Below are 17,002 nucleotides of genomic sequence, written 5' to 3' on the forward strand. Positions count from 1 at the left end.
CTAGCCTTCGCGGTCCTCTCGTTCAGCCGGCGGGTCGGCCGCGCCGCCCCTCCTCGCTCGCTGAGATCTGACAGCCCTGCGGCGGTGAGTGGTGAGCTGCAGCTCGGCCATCCGCACCGCCAGCGGTCCTGCGACGGCCAGGATGAGGACGTAGGCCGCGGCCAGTGCTCCGAACCGGGCATCCAGGCTGGTCGTCGCAGCGAGCCCTGCGATGACGATGGAGAACTCGCCGCGAGGGATCAGCGCGATCCCGACCCGCAGTCGCCCGCGCGGGGTGAGCGCGGATCGCCGACCCGCGCACCAGCCACTGGCGATCTTCGTGACCGCCGTGACGACGGCGAGCAAGCCGGCGAGAGGGGCGACCTCGGGGATGGTGGCGGGGTCGATGCGGAGTCCGAAGAAGAGAAAGAAGACGGCCGCGAACAGGTCGCGCAGCGGCCGGAGCAGGGTATACGCACCTTCGGCGATCTCTCCGGACAGGCTCAGCCCGACCAGGAACGCCGCGACGGCAGCCGAGGCGTTCAACTGCTGGGCGAAGCCGGCCGCGAGCAGTGCCAGTCCCAGTACTCGGAGCAGCAGCACCTCGTCGTTGGGCGAGAACATCATCCGCGCGACCGCCTGCGGGAATCGCAGCGCGACGAAGAAGGACGCGACGACGGCTCCCAGTGCGACGAACATGCTGGTGGCGGCACTCACCCAGCCGAGACCGAGAAGCAGGGCGGTGAGGATCGGCAGGTAGACGGCCATCGTGAGGTCTTCGAACACCAACAGGCTCAGCACCACCGGTGTCTCCCGGTTTCCGAGGTGCCCGACGTCTGCGATGAGCTTGGCGATGATGCCCGACGAGGACACGTACGTCACGCCGGCGAGGGCTACGGCAGCGACCGGTCCCCAACCGAGCAGGAGGGCGAGTGCTGCGCCCGGAGTGGCGTTGAGAACGAGGTCGACGAGTCCGGAGGGCAGTTGCTGACGTACACCGGCGACCAGTTCGGTAGCGGAGTACTCGAGTCCGAGGCTCAGCAGCAGCAAGACACCACCGACCTCCGCGCCGACGTCGATGAACCTCTCGCCGGCGGCGAGAGGGAGCGGGCCGTGGTCGCCGAACGCCAGCCCCGCGACGAGATACAGGGGGACGGGCGACAGACCGAACCGGTGGGCGACCATGCCCAGCAGCCCAAGCCCGAAGAACACAGCCCCGAGTTCGAGCAGGTCCTGGCCGACTGCATCGGCCGCCCCGGCTGCCAGCCACACGCCTGGGTCTGCGTTCACGGGGCGCCTCGGTCAAGGACCTAGATCGGGCGGTGGATACGCCCCAGGGGTTCTGACGGCCCGGGCGGCGCCGTCAGCAGTTCGACAAGCGTCGCCCGCTCATCCGGTTGCAGCATCACCGACTCCGCGACGTACTCCGGATCGTCCTCGGCATAGACGACCAGTTCGGTCGTCCCGTCCCGGCGAGCCACCACACCGACCTGCCGGCCGGCGGCGGTTCGAAATTCGTAGCAGATGCCGACGCCGGGAAGCAGAGTCTCCTTAACGCGCACTGTCGAGCATCCCGTGCAGGTGTGCGAACGCGACCTCGATGTCGAAGTACTTGTACTGCCCGGCGCGTGATTCGGCCGAAAGCACTGCGCATCGGTGAACATTCGTGAAGTCGCCGTACGGAAACTTGTACCGACCCTTCGTGTCTTCATCCTGTTCGTCGTCGACTCCGAGGTACCACTTCTGGTAGTCCGCCATTCCGTGTTCCTGGATGAACTTGTTCTCGATCTCGGTTGTCGGTCGGTGCTCACTCCAGTCGTCCCGGTCGTCCAGGACAAACCCGCCGTCGGTGATGAGCCTGCGCGCGTGCGCGTAGGCGCGGTCGTTCAGCTTGACGCCCATCAGATCACTGTCCCAATTCCTGCTCCGCTGTCGATCGATCGTCCCGGCCGAAGCCGCGCGCCCTGTCCGTGCTCGGGAAGTGGAGCGGTCTGGCGGATTCGACAACGTCGGCGCGCACCTTCGGCAGCGCGTCCGGGTAACGCGCTTGCACGAACATCAGGAGGTTCTCGCGTACCTCGCAGCACAGATCCCAGTTGCTGGGCGCGTCAGCGGAGCTCACCAGCCCGCGGACGACCATCGTGGACGGGGTCGTGTCCACGACCTGCAGCACCCAGTCCTGGCCATCCCACAGTGGTGACTCCCGGACGAAGCGGTACATCTCGGCCCGGAGTTCCTCGACGGGCACGCTGAAGTCGACGTGCAGCACGATGCTGCCGATCACTCTTGCCTCGTGCCGCGTCCAATTCTGGAACACGTTGGTCGTGAACCACGAGATCGGCAGGATAAGCCGCCGGTTGTCCCAGGTGCGGACTACGACATAGGTCAGGGTGATCTCGTCGATACGACCCCATTCGCCGTTCACGACGACGACGTCGTCGATGCGGATCGGGTCGGTGAGGAGGATCTGCAATCCGGCCAGCAGGTTGCCGAGCGTCGTCTGCGCAGCGAGACCTACGACAACACTGAGCACACCGGCCGAGACGAGGAAGCTCGCGCCGACAGAACGTGCCGACGGGATGGTTATGAACGCAGTGGCGACGGCCACGACGACGAGGGTCGCGATCGTTATCCTGCGGAGCAGGACGACCTGCGTTCGAATCTTGCGAGCCCGCCGATTGTCGCTGATGCCGATGTCGAACCGCGCGACGGTGATGTCTTCGAAGACGCCGCTCAATTGAATGAGCAGCCACAGGACGGCGGCGATCAGAGCGAGGACGAGGACGTGCCGCCCGACCAGTACGAGAGTCCCGCCTTGTCCCGCGTACGGCAGCGCTATGAGAATCGCAACGATGATCAGAGTGATCCGGAACGGACGCCGACAACGCTTCTCGAGCGACGACCACACGGTGGCCGCTGACCGGAGTTTCTTGCGGCGTACCAATCGCTCGGCAGCAAAATCCGCCAGCCAAGCTACAGCCACCGCTATGATCAGGGTGAGCGTCGGCTGTACAAACCCTCGGTCCATGCTCAAGGCCCGCGGCGAACGTGTGCCGTGAGTCCACCCGTGAGGCCGCTCTCAGCAGCGGCGGTCGCCGCGCGGGCGGACAGCGGTGTAGCGACGGCCTCCAGCGACCGCCGCTCGGCATTGACGCCCCAGACGAACTCGACGAGACCACCGATGATCATCAGGATCGACGCGAAGGTATAGCCGAGGAACACGCCTCCCCGGTCCTCGCCGTCACCGATCAGCGTTGCGAACAGCCATGGTGCGACGACTCCGCCGACGAGCACTGCCAGAGCGAAGAAGAAGGAGATCGCCTGCGCTCGCAACTCGATCGGGAAGATCTCGCTCACGGTCAGGTACGCCGACGACGCGGCCGCCGAGGCGAAGAAGAAGATGACGCACCACAGGATCGTCTGCGTGATCGCGGTGAGCGCGCCGTCGTTGAAGAGCCAGCCGGTGACGAACAGCAGCAGTCCGGACAGTGCGTAGGTGCCGCCGACCATCACCCGTCGGCCGATCGTGTCGAAGTAACGGCCGAGGAGGATCGGTCCGAGCAGGTTGCCGAGAGCGAACGGGAAGATGAAGTACGCCACCGCGCCGCCCTGGATGCCATAGAAGTCGGCGAGGATCAACGCATAGGTGAAGAAGATCGCGTTGTAGAGGAAGGCCTGCGTCACCATGAGTGTCAAGCCGACCAGCGAACGTCGGCGGTAGTCGCGGAGGACCACGCGCGCGAGCTCGCGGTAGTTGACCGTTCCCCGCGGCCTGATCACGATGACGCTGTCCTCGCCGACGGGTGGCAGTTCGATGCCCTTCGCTTCGGCGTCCCGCTCGATCTCGCCGACGATGCGCTCTGCCTCGTCGGCCCGCCCGTGTGTGAGCAGCCACCGCGGACTCTCCGGGAGGTGGCGCCGCAATGGCCAGATCATCACGCCGATCAGGGGTCCGATGAGAAGAGCGATCCGCCAGCCGAGGTTGACCCCGAAGAGGTCCTCGTTGAGGAAGGCGAGGTTCGCCGCGGCGCCGATCATCGCGCCCAGCCAGTAGGTGCCGTTGACCGCGAGGTCCGTTCGGCCGCGGTACTTCGCGGGGATCAGTTCGTCGATGGCGGAGTTGATCGCGGCGTACTCACCGCCGATGCCGGCTCCAGCGATGAACCGGGTGGCGGCGAAGAACCAGAAGTTCATCGAGAACGCGGTGAGGGTGTTCCCGAGCAGGTACACGCCGAGGGTCGCGATGAAGAGCTTGCGGCGGCCGAGCTTGTCGGTCAGCCGGCCGAACACCAGCGCACCGAACACCTCGCCGAGCAGATAGAGACTCGCCGCCAGGCCCACCTGCGAGGAGGAGAACGCCAGACTGTCCTGGTCGCGGAGACGATCGGCGATCGTGCCCGCGATGGTGATCTCCACGCCGTCCAGCACCCAGGTGATCCCGAGCGCGATGACCACTCGCCAGTGGAATCTCGTCCAGGGGAGCCGGTCGAGGCGGGCCGGCACACTGCTCCGGATCGGACCTGGCGCAGGCTGCACGTTTCCGGAAGTCGTCATGGCAGGACCGCCTCATGCGCCTTCTCGGGTCGCGTCCTTCGCCAAGTAGCCCAGAGAGTGGCGATGCCCAGCAGCGACACCAGAGCGAGGAAGCCGATGGAGAGCACCGTGAACACGTGCACCTGCTCAGAGGTGGGCCTGGGCAAATAGCCCCTGGAGAGCAGCTCGTACTGCCACGACGTGCCGGTGAGCACGAACGTGAGCGCTAGCGCGATGCTGTGTGTGTAGTCCCACAATGCGTGCAGCACCGCGACCCACAGATACATGAGCAGAACCACACGATTGAAGCGGAACCGACCCGCACGCGCTTCCCGGAACAGCACTCCACCGAGGATCGCCGTCCACAGCCCGTGTCCGAACGGCGCCAGCACGCCACGCACCAGTTCGGTCTCGACAAGAGCCGTCAACGACAGGCCCTTGACGGTCAGCAAGGCGTTGAACGCGTACCCGGCCGACTCGAACGCCGCAAACCCGAAGCCGACCGCGGCACCAAGCACGAATCCGTCCCGGCCATGGCGCTGCGCGAGGTGGCGGGTGACGAAGATGAGAGCGCCGAGCTTGGCAGCCTCCTCGATCAGGCCGACGCCGAGGAACAACAACGGGGAGGGCTCCAGCAGGTAGGTCTCCAGCACGGCTGCGGCCAGCACACCCAGCAGTCCGCCCACCAGGAAGGCTTTGACGATGAGCTCGGCGGTGAGGTGCGCGTCCCGCCACCTTTCGAACGACCAGGCGACGAACGTGACGGGGATCAGAAAACTGCCGAGCAGGATCAGCGTGGGTACCAGGTTGGCGTTGGCAGTCAGCAGCGTGACGACGAGGCTGGTGAGCCACAGCGTGAAGCCAGCTACAAGGATCTGTACCCACTGACCGCGGCCGCGTCGATGTGCCGATCTACCGGTTGTGACAGTCATCAGTCTCCCCGCTCACCGCACGCTGACGTGCTCGCGGATGCGTCGCGACGCGGACGTCATGTGCGCCGGGCCGGCAATCGGATCATGAGCGGACACCCGGTTCACGTCTTGCCGCGCACCCGGTCGCGGACATCGTCCACGACGAACGCCAGCCCGATGGCAAGGAGCCAGACATCCTTCGCGATCGGGATGCCCTGATCGGTCGGACGGAGGCTGCCCTCCTGGCGCAGACCTGGGGTACGCAGATACAGGCCGAGGAGGGCGCCGGCGAACGCGGTCAGGCCTGCGCCGACGAGAGCGGGCGGCACCACGGGGACCAGAAGCGCCGTGCCGAGTGCGATCTCTCCCGCCGACAGGGCTCCCACGAACAATCGGGGATCGAGCCTGCGGAGGGCGGGATACGCACCGGCGGCGAATCCGTGGGTCTGCTTGGCCGCCGCGGCGTCGTTGGCGCTGAGCTTGGCCAAGCCGGAATTCAGGATGAAGGCACCCGCGCTGACCCGCAACGGCACCTCCCAGGCCTTCAACTGCAGCTCCACGGTTCGCCTCCTGTCTCGCCGCGGCTCAGCTCACGGGGTTGCGCTGATGGCGGGCTGACGGTCCGCGCTCTCCTGAGCGTCACCACTCTCGGTGATCTGGAGCCTGCGCGGCTTTGCCTGCTCGGCGACCGGCACGGCGAGCGTCAGCACTCCCTGGTCGTAGGTCGCGGTGATCCGGTCGACGTCGAGGCTGTCGCCGAGGAACAGCTGGCGGGTGAAAACTCCCTGCGGGCGCTCGGCGGCGACCACATCCTGCCCCTCCCCGGGCTTCCACGTGCGCTCCGCGCGCACGGTGAGAACGTTCTTTTCCGCCGTCAGCTCGATGGAGTCGCGATCCACGCCGGGCAGATCGAAGCGGATGATGAATCGGTCGCCGTCGCGGAAGGCGTCGATCGGCATCGTTCGTTGTTGAAGGGCGCCACCCTGCTCGCCGAACATCTGGGACATCCGGTCGAGCTCGCGGAACGCGAGTTCACGGAAGGGATCGAATCGCATCAGCATGACTGCCTCCTGTGTGCTCCGGCAGGGGAGCGACTGATCAGATGGTCTGGTAGGTGCGACCGGCTGTAGCCGACCCGTTGCCGGTTCAGCCCGACGTCGGTGGCACGGCTCTGAGTCTCGTCGAAGGGCCTGGCATCGTCATCCCGGAGTCTTGTAGTCCGCCGCCCTCCCTTCCTCGTGGACGGCGGACTGAGCTCCGGGGAGATTGGGGTAATCTGCCGATCAGGTAGTAGGCGTCCGTGCCTAGTGATTAGTGCTCCAGACAGGGATGCAGCCACGAGGAGCCTGCCCGGCGGTTGTTCGCCGGTAGAACGCGTGTCGTACAACCGGGGAGAATGCGTTCGTCCTATGGCTGATCAGCCCGTCTACAGCATCGGGGCCCTCGTGCGGATGCTCGGCATCCCGGCGGCGACGCTGCGGACGTGGGAGGACCGGTACGGGGTCGTGGTGCCCGAGCGGAGCCCGGGCGGTCACCGCCTGTACTCGCGACTGCAAGTGGAGCAACTGCGCTTCGTCGGTGACCGATTGTCGGACGGGATGTCGGTCGGCGACGCATACCGGCTGCTGCAGCGCCGCTTGGCCAGCGGCGTACCACTGGAGACTGCAAGAATCCCGGACGGCGACGGCCTGCTTGTCCTGGTGGCCGAGCAGGACCCGTTCGCCGCCGACTTCTCCGACTACTTCCTGCGGACGGAAGGGTACGGCGTCACGGTCATCTCCACGGCCGAGCAGGCGGTGGCTGAAGTCGTACGGAAGACTCCGGATCTCGTACTGATCGATCTGCTGATCTCCGGCGCACAGGGACTCCGGCTCTGCGCCCAGTTGCGCCGGCAATTCGATGTTCCGGTGCTGGCGATCTCCACGCTCGATCTCCGGGATGAGGCGCTGGAGGCCGGCGCAGCCGCTTTTCTGAAGAAACCACTCGAGCCGCTGCGACTGGTGTCTGTCGTCCGGGACCTGCTGGGACAGAGCGCCTACCTGCGCTCGGGCTCCGCTGCGGAATCCAGCCCATGAACGACCGAATGACCTCTGGGTCGGATCCGCTCGATGTCGTCCTTGGTGGCGGACTGCCCCGCAACGCGATCGTCCTGGTGATGGGCGCCCCCGGTGCCGGTAAGACGATAGTCGCGCAGCAGTGGGTGTTCGCCAACGCCACCCCTGAACTGCCGGCCCTGTACCTGTCGACGGTCTCCGAGCCGCTGGAGAAGCTCCTGAGGTACGGTCAGACGCTGTCGTTCTTCGACCCGACCGCAGTCGGGCGAAGCATCTGGTACGAGGACCTCGGGACAATCCTCCGTGACCAAGGCCTGCAGGGAGTTCTCGACCGCGTGCGCGAGCTCATCCGAGTCAGGCAGCCTGCGATGATCGTGATCGACAGCTTCAAGGCGATGCATCCCTACGCCGGCCGGAGTGGTGGCTTTCGCCCGTTCCTTCACGATCTCGCCGGCATGCTGAGCGCCTTCCCCGCGACCTCGATGTGGGTCGGCGAGTACCAGGAGGACGAGATCCAGCGCTCTCCCGAGTTCGCTGTGGCCGATGCGATCATCGCGCTGAAAAGCGTTCGTTCCGCCGAACGCACGTCCCGGGTTCTCCAGGTACACAAGCTCCGCGGCGGTGGCTTCCTGTCCGGGACGCACTCCTACCGCCTTTCGGACGAGGGCATCACGGTCTATCCCCGACTCGCCGACCCTGCAGATTCGAGGGACTACGAACTGCGCGGTGAGCGGGTTCCGTCCGGTATCCAGGCGCTCGACGACATGCTCGAGGACGGCTACTGGTCGGGGGCGTCGACCCTGGTGGCGGGACCCACCGGAATAGGGAAGACACTGATGGGATTGCATTTCGTCTTCCATGCCGTCAACCAGGGCGAACGCGCGATCATCGCGACGATGCAGGAGCATCCGTCGCAGCTGGAGCGAACGGCGGCGCAGTTCGGCTGGTCTGTGAAGGCCGACAATCTGATACTCATGTACCGCAGCCCCGTCGATCTCAACGTGGACCAGTGGGTGTACGAGCTCCTGGACATGATCGAGACCACCGGGGCCAGCAGGGTCCTCCTGGACAGCCTCGCAGACCTGCAGGTCGCGGCGCCTGATCAGGTGCGCTTCAGGGAGTACCTCTACTCCCTGCTACACAGGTCGTCGCGTTACGGCACGAGCCTGATGATGACCTATGAGCTCCCTGAGCTGTTCGGGGTGTCCAGACTCTCGGACGTGGCGGTGTCGCACCTGGCCGACAACGTCGTACTGCTGCAATACAGACGTGTAGCCGGGGTGATGTCGCGCACGCTCACGGTGCTGAAGACACGGGCCACCGACCACGAGTCCGGAGTCAAGGACTTCGAGATCACCGCCGATGGGATCATGCTCGTTCCCGAGCCCGCCACTGAGTGACTTTGGGGCTGGCCAGGGTGCTAGGCAGATGTAGTTGCCTTCGGCACTTCCTCGACAACCCTGGCGGAACACCGGTCAGCCGAGAGAGTCTCAGATGTACCGCGCCGCGGACGATGAGTGAGAGGGAAGAGCTCCCATGTACACGCAACGGCCTTCGACGGATCGTCTTCGGGGCCGGGTGGGAGAACTGAAGTCGGTAGCCAACCTTCTCGACTCCGCGGCGACCGGACATGGCGCGATCCTGCTGGTGGACGGTGCGCCGGGCATCGGGAAGACCCGACTTCTCGCCGCGGCCGAGGACCAGGCGACGCACCATGGTTTCAGCCTCGCGAGGGCTCATGCTGACGAGATGCCGCGGCCTCTGCCGCTGGCGCCGCTGTTCGCCGGGCTGGACCTGGCGCCACCGGGCGTCACGCAGGTCCGTGAATCGGCCAGCCAAGAGCGGATGCTCGCGTGCCTTGAAGAACTGGCGGTACACACCGGGAAGCTGGCCGCACGAGGCCCGGTCTGCATCACGTTGGATGACGCTCAGTGGGCCGACTCGACGACCATCACGGCGTTGAGAGCGTTACCATCATGGTTGGCGGAGTACCCCATCGGATGGGTGCTCGTACGTCGGATGGCCGTGCGAGACCCCCCGATCGACTGGCTGTTCGGTGAGTGGGAGCACCTGGGAGCGTGTCGGATCGAACTAGGACCCTTGGCGGACGATGCCGTTACCGATGTCATCGCCGACGTGCTCAGAGCGCGACCGGACACCGACCTGCTGGCCATGGCGCACGGTGCGGCGGGGAATCCGCTACTTGTCAGAGCACTCCTGGACGGACTGCGAGACGAGGGCGGCGTGGCCATCGCCGGTGGCCGGGCACAGTTGCTGGCCGGGCAGCCGCCGGCGCACGTGCGGGAAGTCGTCCACGACTGGATCATGCGGCTCAGCCCCACGGCGCGCCATCTCCTCGATGTCGCCGCGTCCTTGGATCGGTCATTCGCTGTGGACGACCTGGCCGACGTGCTCGGGTGGCCGAACGAGCAAGTACGGCGGCCTCTTCACGAGATCGTCGCGGCCGACCTGCTCATCACCGTCGAGAAGGATGTGCTGGCGTTCCACCACGACCTCGTCCGGCAGTCGGTGGCTGATCGCGTTCCCGCGGCTGTGCGTCTCGCGCTGCGCAGTCAGGTAGCTGGGGCGCCTCGGTTCTCCAAAGCCGTGGCTGCAACCCCGATGATCGACCGGCACAGCGAGAGCTCAGCCGTACGGAGCCGCGTGAAGATGCGCCGGCCGTTGCGATGGGCTGATGAATGTGCCGGTCGGCCGCAGCGTGCCGCCGAGGGGTGGGACGCTCTGACCGGTACCGAGCGGACGGTAGCCGAACTGGTGGCTCAGGGGCTGACCAACCGCGAGGTGGCGGCGCGGATCTTCCTCTCGCCGCACACCGTCTCATTCCATCTGCGAAAGGTGTATCGAAAGCTCGGTATCCGGTGCCGCGTGGACCTGACGCGCGCGTCTGTCAACCGCGAACGGGATCGGCGATCCCGCCGATGACCCCACCGCCGATGCGCTGATGTGACGGGTCCGGCCCGACGCTGTTCGATGCTCGTCAGGACGGCGAGGTGCAGCATGCCCCACAGATCTTTGCACGGCAGGGAGACCGAGGTCCGCCGTCTCAGCGAATCCGTCATGGCGGTCGCGGCGGGTCATGGCTGCGTCAGCCTGGTGGAGGGCACGGCAGGCCTCGGTAAGAGCGGGCTGGTGCTGGAGACGGTGACCTCGGCCCGGTCTCTCGGGATCGCCGTCGCATCCGGTGTCGCCGACGAGCTGCATCGGGTGTCGCCACTGGCACCGTTGCTGGCGGCAATGCGTGGCTGCAGTCCGCCAATTCTCGGCGACGCGAAGTTCGATCCCGTGCATGTACTGGACTATGACGCCATCTGGCTGATCGACCAGCTCGAAGGGGCGCTCAGGAGGACGACCGTTCGCCAGCCTGTCCTGATCACGCTGGACGACATGCAGTGGGCGGACTCCCTCACAGTGATCGCAGTCAGAGCCCTGAGCGAACGCCTGGCAACCAGCCCGATCATGTGGCTGCTGAGTCGGCGTCCCTGGCCGTCCACGCCGACGGTGGACGCGCTGTTCACCGACCTGGTCGCAGGCGGGGCGATCTCGCTCCGGCTGGCGCCGCTGGAGTCCGCGGCTGTGGCCGGTGTGGCCGGTGATCTGCTGGGTGCCGCACCGGACGATGCGCTGCTGGGACTGCTGGAGAAGTGCGCCGGCAACCCGTCCGTCGTGGTGGACTTGCTCACGACGCTCGCCGAACAGGACGAGCTGATCATCGACGCGGCATCTGCCCGACTTCTGCCCGGCTCTCTGGATCAGCGACTCCGCGGATGGCTTACCCAGGTTGCTCCACTGACCCGGCAACTGCTGGACGTGGCATCGATCTTCGGCCGGACCTTCGACGTGCCATCTGTCGCAAGAATTCTGCACCGCAAGGTTGCCGAGTTGCTGCCGTCGGTCCAGGAGGCGCTCGGGGCAGGTCTTCTGGTGGAGGAAGGCACACACCTTGGCTTCCAGCACGGGCTGATCCGCGATGCGGTCTATGGCGCACTCCCGCCTGACGCGCGGAGGATCCTGCACCGGGAGGCGGCTGACGCGTTGCTCGCCACTGGCGGATCGATCTCCGAGGCGGCGGCCCATGCGATCAATGGTGCCGAGCCTGGCGACGCCCAAGCGGTCGCGCTGCTGATCCGTGCTTCCGACGACGTCGCGGCCGCTGCTCCTGGCACGGCGGGCGACCTGCGACTGAGAGCCGTCGACCTGATGCCGTACAACGACGCCGGTCGGCCACGGCGTGTCATGGAGGCAGTGGGGTTGCTCCTTCGGGCGAGGCGGACCGCGGAGGCCCATGCGCTCGCCGACGTCGCCCTGCGGACCGACCTACCAGCCGAAGTCGAGGCGAGACTTCGCTTCGAACTGGCCGACTCGCTCGGGATCGCCGGTTACTCGGCCTCTGCGTTGCACCACGCTAGGACCGCCCTCGGCCTCCAGGGTATCGACGACTCGACGAGGGCGCTGCTGTTCGCCGCAGAGTCGAACGCGTATCTGGTGGCCGGTGACCCGGGTGCGGCGCTGTGGGCAGGCGAACAGGCGATCACCACCGGGAGGAGGCCGGTTCGCGCTGGGCGGGCTCTCCTGACGATGGGGACGGCCGAGCGGGTGCGCGGCCGCCTCACAAGATCGCTCGAACTGGTCGAGGAAGCCATCGAGGTGCTGGGCTCCGATGCGGCGGAAACACGGCGCGTTGAATTCCACTGGACTCGAGGGCGCACGCTGATGGCGCTCGATCGCTTCGACGAGGCGGAGGCTGCCTTCGATGCCGCGAGCCGATGGGTGGGAGAGCCCGGCATGGAGTGGACCGACGTGTTCGGGTGCACCTGCCGCGCGATGCTTCTGCTGCATCAAGGCGAGCTGGACGATGCCGTCGCCGAAGGCAACGCAGGACTGATCCGTGCCGAGGAGCTGGAGTCGTGGACGTACGTGCCGGAGTTGTGCGCCGTACTCGCGGAGGCGAACGCATACCGGGGGGAGTTCGGCCCGGCCCGCCGCCAGTTGCGACGCGGCATCAGCATGGTGTGCGAGCCGAGGAGCGTCGGGGCGCACCGGCTGGCATGGGCGACGGCGGTGGTCGACGAGGCAGCCGGCGAGGACCCCTCGCGCGTGCTCGCACACCTTGCCTCCCTCTATGAGAAACTGCCGGACGGTCTGCAGGTGCTCGCGTTCGATCCGATGGTTGGGCCGTGCCTGGTGGGGCTGGCCAGGCGAGCGAACGATGCCAAGCGCGCTGGTATGGCCGCCGAGGCGACAGAGTCCCTCGGTCGCCTCAACCGTGGCGTGATCTCGTTTGACGCCGCGGGCATACAGGCCGGCGGTCTGCTCGACGACGATGTCGACCGCCTGGTGGCGGCTGTGCGCGCATTCGAAGCGAGTCCCCGCCCTCTGGCGCGCGCCCGTGCCGCCGAGGATGCCGCAGGCGGTCTGTTTGAGCAGAGTCGGCCCGCAGAGGCCGTGAAGCAGCTCGAGCTGGCACTTGCCGAGTACGACCGCGCCGGCGCGGTCGTACTCGGCCGGCGCGTCCGAGAGCGACTCTCGGAGGTCACCGGGCCGGGAAGGGAACGATCAACAGTCAGGCGGCCCGCCTTCGGCTGGTCGAGCCTGACGGCGGCCGAGCTCCGGGTTGCACGACTTGCGGCGACCGGACTCACCAACCGCGCCATCGCCGACGAGCTCGATCTGTCCCCGCACACAGTGGAGTCTCACCTGCGGCACGCCTTTCACAAACTCGACGTCCGGTCCCGGGTCGAGCTCACCCGCGTCGTCCTGACCCGCGAACCGACAATCGATGGATGACCATCGGGTGATCGCGCCTACGCGGTCGCGGGATGCCGGGAGTCGATGTGCTCGCGAAGATGAGGTGATCCCCGAGGCAGGAGTGAAGCTATGGAGCGGCAGGCTGTCGGACAAGAACTAGGGCCTCTGCTGATCGAGTTGGTCGATCTCGCACTCACCGCGAAGCAGGCTCATTGGAATGTCAGTGGCATGTGGTTCAGGCAACTCCACGCGCAGCTCGACGAGCTCGCCGATGACGTCCGACTCTGGTCCGACGACGTCGCCGAGCGCCTGACGACGGTCGGCGTCGCCGCCGATGCGCGCGTGGAGACCGTTGCGGCGAGGACACCTTTCGCCAGTTTTCCCAGTGGCTCCGTCGACAGTACCAAGGTGGCGCCACTCATCGTCGAGAGGCTGAGCAAGGTCGTCGAGAACAACCAGACCAGGATCGAGAAGCTCGGCGCGGTCGACCTGGTCAGCCAGGACCTGGTCCTCGGTATCACCGGTGGGCTACAGAAGCATGAATGGATGTTCGCCGCCGAGCAGCCCGGTCAGCAGCCCTAGAACCGCTCGGGCCTGGTGCCGCCGGCGGGGAAATGCCCGACGTGGGCGTCCGGTCCTGGGTAGACAAGAGCCAGAATGTGGGTGCCGGCCCAGTGGACCATGTATGGGGGCGCGCCGTTGCTGCCCCGAACCTCGATGATGGTGCCGTCGCGGACCGGGCCTCCGACTCTTCTCCCGTTCACGTGAATGTGGTCGCCGACATGTGCGTACATGTCTGCCTCCTCAAGCCAATAGTTCATTGATTCAGCCCTTCTCGCCCGGCAGGGAGCTGGCGAGGTCTTACTTCACTTCAATGTGCCGGCCGTACCGGTCGAGCTCTTGGGAACCCGCATCCGGAGAACCCCTTCCCGGAGCGTGGCCTCTACACCGTCCTGATCGAGTTCGGCGCCGAGAACGACCTCGTACCGGAGCGCCCCCAGGAACGGGTCTGGCGTCGCAAGCACCCGCCTCCCTTCCTGGCGCGGGACTGACGGCGTGTCAGGTCCCGCTGTTCTCAGCCTTTGACGCGGGACGATGCAGCGCATCCCGGTTCCGCGCAGTCCTCGGCGCTGGGGCGCGACCGAGCTGCTCACGCCTACGCCTTGCTGAGCGCGGGGAGCTGGGAAACCACCCGAACCAGGGATGTGTTTTCGCCGGTCCAGCGAGAACGTGGTGGTGACGATCCGTCAGAAGGGATTCTCATGACCACGCCCCAGGAGACACCTGCCCTCATCCGCGGTCAGACCATCGCTTCCTTCACCAGCTACGCCGAAGCCCAGCGCGCGGTGGACTACCTGTCGGACAACGGTTTCCCGGTAGAGAACATCACCATCGTCGGCTCCGACCTGAAACAGGTCGAGCGTGTCCTCGGCCGGCTGACAAAGTGGAAGGCAGCACTGGCCGGTGCCGGCTCCGGAGCCTGGTTCGGCGCACTGGTCGGTCTGTTGCTTTCATTGTTCGCCGAAACCGGCACCGACGTCCTGGTGATCCTGCTCTGGGGCTTGCTCTACGGGGCGATCTTCGGAGCGGTCTTCGGATTCATCGCGCATCTGTTCACCTTTGGTGAGCGCGACTTCTCCACCTTCGGGCTCACCGTGGCGACCCGGTACGAGGTGTACTGCGTGCCCGAGCACGCAGCCCGGGCCAGCGAGATGCTGGCCAAGATGCCCACCCGTGGCACGGGCGGATCGGCTGCGACGACCGCCTGACACCCGGAACCACACGTTCTGGGGATGTGCTCCCCGTCTGAGGGGACCAGGTTGGGGTGTACCCGTGACAAGTCGCACGCAGGCCCGGAGTACACAGGAGGCAGACCATGGCCAAGGCCGTCGGCATCGACCTAGGCACGACCAACTCAGTGATCGCAGCGATGGAGGGCGGCCAGCCAACGGTCGTCCCGAACTCCGAAGGAGCCAGGACCACCCCTTCCGTGGTGGCGTTCACGGACTCCGGGGAACGGCTGGTCGGCCAGCTGGCCCGCCGTCAGTCCGTACTCAACCCCAAGGGCACCATCACCTCGGCGAAACGGTTCATCGGCCGCAGGTTCGACGAGGTCTCTTCCGAGCTCTCCGCCGTCTCGTACGACGTGGTCGCCGGGCCGGACGGGGCCGTGAGGTTCAAGATCCGGGACAAGCTGCACGCACCCGAGGAGATCTCCGCCCTGGTCCTGCGCAAACTGGTCGAGGACGCCGGGAAGTTCCTCGGGGAGAAGGTCACCGAGGCTGTCATCACCGTGCCGGCGTACTTCAACGACGCGCAACGCCAGGCCACCAAGGATGCGGGTCGCATCGCGGGCCTGGACGTGCTGCGGATCATCAACGAGCCGACCGCGGCAGCGCTCGCCTACGGCATGGACAAGCTGGAGAACGAGACGGTTCTGGTTTTCGACCTCGGTGGCGGTACCTTCGACGTCAGCGTGCTCACGGTCGGCGACGGGGTGGTCGAGGTCCGGGCCACAGCCGGTGACTCGCATCTGGGCGGCGACGACTTCGACCGCCGGGTCGTCGACAAGCTGGCCGACGACTTCCAGCGCGAGGTCGGGGTCGACCTGCGGCAGGATCCTCAGGCGCTGCAGCGGCTCTTCGAGGCGGCTGAGAAGGCCAAGGTTGAGCTCTCGTCGGTCACCCAGACGACGATCAGCCTGCCGTTCATCACCGCGAACGCGCAGGGTCCGCAGCACCTCAACACCACGCTGATGCGGTCCACCTTCGAGCAGTTGACCGCCGACCTGATCGATCGGTGCCTCGGGCCGGTCGAGCAGGCGATGGCCGACGCCAAGATGACCGCGAACGACATCGACGAGGTGATCCTGGTCGGCGGCTCGACCCGGATCCCGGCAGTGCAGGCCTTGGTCCGCCGGATGACCGGTGGTAAGGACCCGAACATGACGGTGAACCCGGACGAGGTGGTCGCCGTCGGTGCGGCCGTCCAGGCCGCGATCATCAAGGGCGAGGTCAAGGACGTGCTGCTGCTCGACGTCACCCCGCTGTCGCTGGGGCTGGAGACGATGGGCGGCGTGATGACGAAGGTGATCGAGCGCAACACCACCATCCCGGCCCGCCGGACCGAGATCTTCAGTACCGCCGAGGACAACCAGACCGCGGTGGACGTGGTGGTCCTGCAGGGCGAGCGGGAGTTGGCTGCGGACAACCGGGTGCTGGCCCGGTTCCGGCTGGAGAACATCCGCCCGGCGCCGCGCGGCGTACCGCAGATCGAGGTCACCTTCGATATCGATGCGAACGGCATCCTCCATGTTTCCGCCAGGGACAAAGACACTGGTGCGGAGCAGAAGGTCACCATCAGCGACACCTCCAACCTGGACCAGTCCGAGGTCGAACGAATGGTCGCGGACGCCGAGGCACACCGCGGCGAGGACAGTAGGCTGCGTGAGCTGGTCGATGCGCGCAACCTGCTGGACTCGGTCGCCTATCAGGTGGACAAGTTGCTCGCCGATCGAGGCGATGCGGTTGCCGAGCACGACCGGGCCCGGGCCGAGATGCTGGTCGGCGACGCGCGCGAGGCGCTGAAGGACCAGGAAGCGCCGCTGGAGCGGCTGCGTTCGCTGACCGGTGAGCTGCAGCAGGTCGCGCAGGCGCTGAGCTCGAGCACGCCACCGCCACCGCAGGGATCCACCGGGACGCCGCCGGCGGACGATGGCGACGACGACGTCATCGACGCCGAGTTCTCGACGAGCTGATC

Annotated in this window: 17 protein-coding genes; 7 read left to right on the forward strand and 10 right to left on the reverse strand. The window is 66.6% G+C overall.

Going from position 1 to position 17,002, the window contains the following annotated elements; genetic code table 11:
• From EV652_RS30875 to EV652_RS30910, 8 genes are all read right to left on the reverse strand, one after another.
• Complete coding sequence (locus EV652_RS30875; RefSeq protein WP_242002115.1) at window positions 1–1,269, reverse strand: cation:proton antiporter; 1,269 nt, start codon at window positions 1,267–1,269, stop codon at window positions 1–3.
• 20 nt (window positions 1,270–1,289) lie between these two features.
• Window positions 1,290–1,541, reverse strand: a complete 252-nt coding sequence (locus tag EV652_RS30880; RefSeq protein WP_132212805.1) for a cation:proton antiporter regulatory subunit — start codon at window positions 1,539–1,541, stop codon at window positions 1,290–1,292.
• Window positions 1,531–1,881 carry a hypothetical protein gene (locus EV652_RS30885; RefSeq protein WP_132212806.1) on the reverse strand — a complete coding sequence of 117 codons (351 nt, stop codon included), beginning with the start codon at window positions 1,879–1,881 and terminating at the stop codon, window positions 1,531–1,533. The genes EV652_RS30880 and EV652_RS30885 overlap by 11 nt, the downstream gene beginning before the upstream one ends.
• Before the next feature lie 4 nt (window positions 1,882–1,885).
• A complete protein-coding gene (locus tag EV652_RS30890) occupies window positions 1,886–2,962 on the reverse strand; it encodes a mechanosensitive ion channel family protein (protein WP_158441286.1) in 1,077 nt (358 codons plus the stop codon).
• Between the two features lie 47 nt (window positions 2,963–3,009).
• Window positions 3,010–4,533, reverse strand: coding sequence for an MFS transporter (locus tag EV652_RS30895; RefSeq protein ID WP_132212808.1), 1,524 nt, complete (start codon window positions 4,531–4,533; stop codon window positions 3,010–3,012).
• A complete protein-coding gene (locus EV652_RS30900; protein ID WP_132212809.1) occupies window positions 4,530–5,444 on the reverse strand; it encodes a PrsW family intramembrane metalloprotease in 915 nt (304 codons plus the stop codon). Before EV652_RS30900 ends, EV652_RS30895 begins: the two co-directional genes overlap by 4 nt.
• A 101-nt stretch (window positions 5,445–5,545) precedes the next feature.
• Window positions 5,546–5,983, reverse strand: coding sequence for a hypothetical protein (locus EV652_RS30905; protein WP_242002116.1), 438 nt, complete (start codon window positions 5,981–5,983; stop codon window positions 5,546–5,548).
• A 30-nt stretch (window positions 5,984–6,013) separates the two neighbouring features.
• On the reverse strand, window positions 6,014–6,484 hold the full coding sequence (locus EV652_RS30910; protein ID WP_132212810.1) for an Hsp20/alpha crystallin family protein: 471 nt from the start codon (window positions 6,482–6,484) through the stop codon (window positions 6,014–6,016).
• A gap of 348 nt (window positions 6,485–6,832) precedes the next feature.
• Here EV652_RS30910 and EV652_RS30915 point away from each other — a divergent pair, with 348 nt between their 5' ends.
• The 5 genes from EV652_RS30915 to EV652_RS30935 all read left to right on the forward strand — a co-directional run bounded on the left by EV652_RS30915 (window position 6,833) and on the right by EV652_RS30935 (window position 13,825).
• The gene (locus EV652_RS30915) at window positions 6,833–7,498 is read left to right on the forward strand and encodes a response regulator (protein ID WP_132212811.1); all 666 of its coding nucleotides are present in this window, start codon (window positions 6,833–6,835) and stop codon (window positions 7,496–7,498) included.
• Window positions 7,495–8,877 (forward strand): DUF7125 family protein, encoded by a 1,383-nt coding sequence (locus tag EV652_RS30920; RefSeq protein ID WP_132212812.1) that lies wholly within the window; start codon window positions 7,495–7,497, stop codon window positions 8,875–8,877. Before EV652_RS30915 ends, EV652_RS30920 begins: the two co-directional genes overlap by 4 nt.
• A gap of 136 nt (window positions 8,878–9,013) precedes the next feature.
• On the forward strand, window positions 9,014–10,420 hold the full coding sequence (locus EV652_RS30925) for a helix-turn-helix transcriptional regulator (protein WP_132212813.1): 1,407 nt from the start codon (window positions 9,014–9,016) through the stop codon (window positions 10,418–10,420).
• A 75-nt stretch (window positions 10,421–10,495) separates the two neighbouring features.
• Entirely contained in the window at window positions 10,496–13,282 is a 2,787-nt protein-coding gene (locus EV652_RS30930) for an ATP-binding protein (protein ID WP_158441288.1), read from the forward strand.
• A gap of 90 nt (window positions 13,283–13,372) precedes the next feature.
• Complete coding sequence (locus EV652_RS30935) at window positions 13,373–13,825, forward strand: Dps family protein (RefSeq protein ID WP_132212815.1); 453 nt, start codon at window positions 13,373–13,375, stop codon at window positions 13,823–13,825.
• Here EV652_RS30935 and EV652_RS30940 read toward each other — a convergent pair.
• The gene (locus EV652_RS30940) at window positions 13,822–14,037 is read right to left on the reverse strand and encodes a DUF1918 domain-containing protein (protein WP_132212816.1); all 216 of its coding nucleotides are present in this window, start codon (window positions 14,035–14,037) and stop codon (window positions 13,822–13,824) included. The two genes, EV652_RS30935 and EV652_RS30940, sit on opposite strands and share 4 nt — an antisense overlap.
• Window positions 14,038–14,109: 72 nt before the next feature.
• A complete protein-coding gene (locus EV652_RS30945; protein ID WP_132212817.1) occupies window positions 14,110–14,268 on the reverse strand; it encodes an Hsp20/alpha crystallin family protein in 159 nt (52 codons plus the stop codon).
• A gap of 237 nt (window positions 14,269–14,505) precedes the next feature.
• Here EV652_RS30945 and EV652_RS30950 point away from each other — a divergent pair, with 237 nt between their 5' ends.
• Entirely contained in the window at window positions 14,506–15,012 is a 507-nt protein-coding gene (locus EV652_RS30950) for a YflT domain-containing protein (protein ID WP_132212818.1), read from the forward strand.
• A 107-nt stretch (window positions 15,013–15,119) separates the two neighbouring features.
• On the forward strand, window positions 15,120–17,000 hold the full coding sequence (gene dnaK, locus EV652_RS30955) for a molecular chaperone DnaK (RefSeq protein WP_132212819.1): 1,881 nt from the start codon (window positions 15,120–15,122) through the stop codon (window positions 16,998–17,000).
• The last annotated feature ends 2 nt before the right edge of the window (window positions 17,001–17,002 follow it).

The organism is Kribbella steppae, assembly GCF_004342025.1.
Lineage (GTDB): Bacteria > Actinomycetota > Actinomycetes > Propionibacteriales > Kribbellaceae > Kribbella > Kribbella steppae.

Excerpts from the sequence above, each read along its gene's own strand:
- dnaK (WP_132212819.1), top strand. The coding sequence starts at position 15,120 with ATGGCCAAGGCCGTCGGCATCGACCTAGGCACGACCAACTCAGTGATC.
- EV652_RS30885 (WP_132212806.1), bottom strand. The coding sequence starts at position 1,881 with ATGGGCGTCAAGCTGAACGACCGCGCCTACGCGCACGCGCGCAGGCTC.
- EV652_RS30940 (WP_132212816.1), bottom strand. The coding sequence starts at position 14,037 with ATGTACGCACATGTCGGCGACCACATTCACGTGAACGGGAGAAGAGTC.
- EV652_RS30925 (WP_132212813.1), top strand. The coding sequence starts at position 9,014 with ATGTACACGCAACGGCCTTCGACGGATCGTCTTCGGGGCCGGGTGGGA.
- EV652_RS30935 (WP_132212815.1), top strand. The coding sequence starts at position 13,373 with ATGGAGCGGCAGGCTGTCGGACAAGAACTAGGGCCTCTGCTGATCGAG.
- EV652_RS30930 (WP_158441288.1), top strand. The coding sequence starts at position 10,496 with ATGCCCCACAGATCTTTGCACGGCAGGGAGACCGAGGTCCGCCGTCTC.
- EV652_RS30950 (WP_132212818.1), top strand. The coding sequence starts at position 14,506 with ATGACCACGCCCCAGGAGACACCTGCCCTCATCCGCGGTCAGACCATC.
- EV652_RS30920 (WP_132212812.1), top strand. The coding sequence starts at position 7,495 with ATGAACGACCGAATGACCTCTGGGTCGGATCCGCTCGATGTCGTCCTT.
- EV652_RS30915 (WP_132212811.1), top strand. The coding sequence starts at position 6,833 with ATGGCTGATCAGCCCGTCTACAGCATCGGGGCCCTCGTGCGGATGCTC.
- EV652_RS30895 (WP_132212808.1), bottom strand. The coding sequence starts at position 4,533 with ATGACGACTTCCGGAAACGTGCAGCCTGCGCCAGGTCCGATCCGGAGC.
- EV652_RS30910 (WP_132212810.1), bottom strand. The coding sequence starts at position 6,484 with ATGCTGATGCGATTCGATCCCTTCCGTGAACTCGCGTTCCGCGAGCTC.
- EV652_RS30900 (WP_132212809.1), bottom strand. The coding sequence starts at position 5,444 with ATGACTGTCACAACCGGTAGATCGGCACATCGACGCGGCCGCGGTCAG.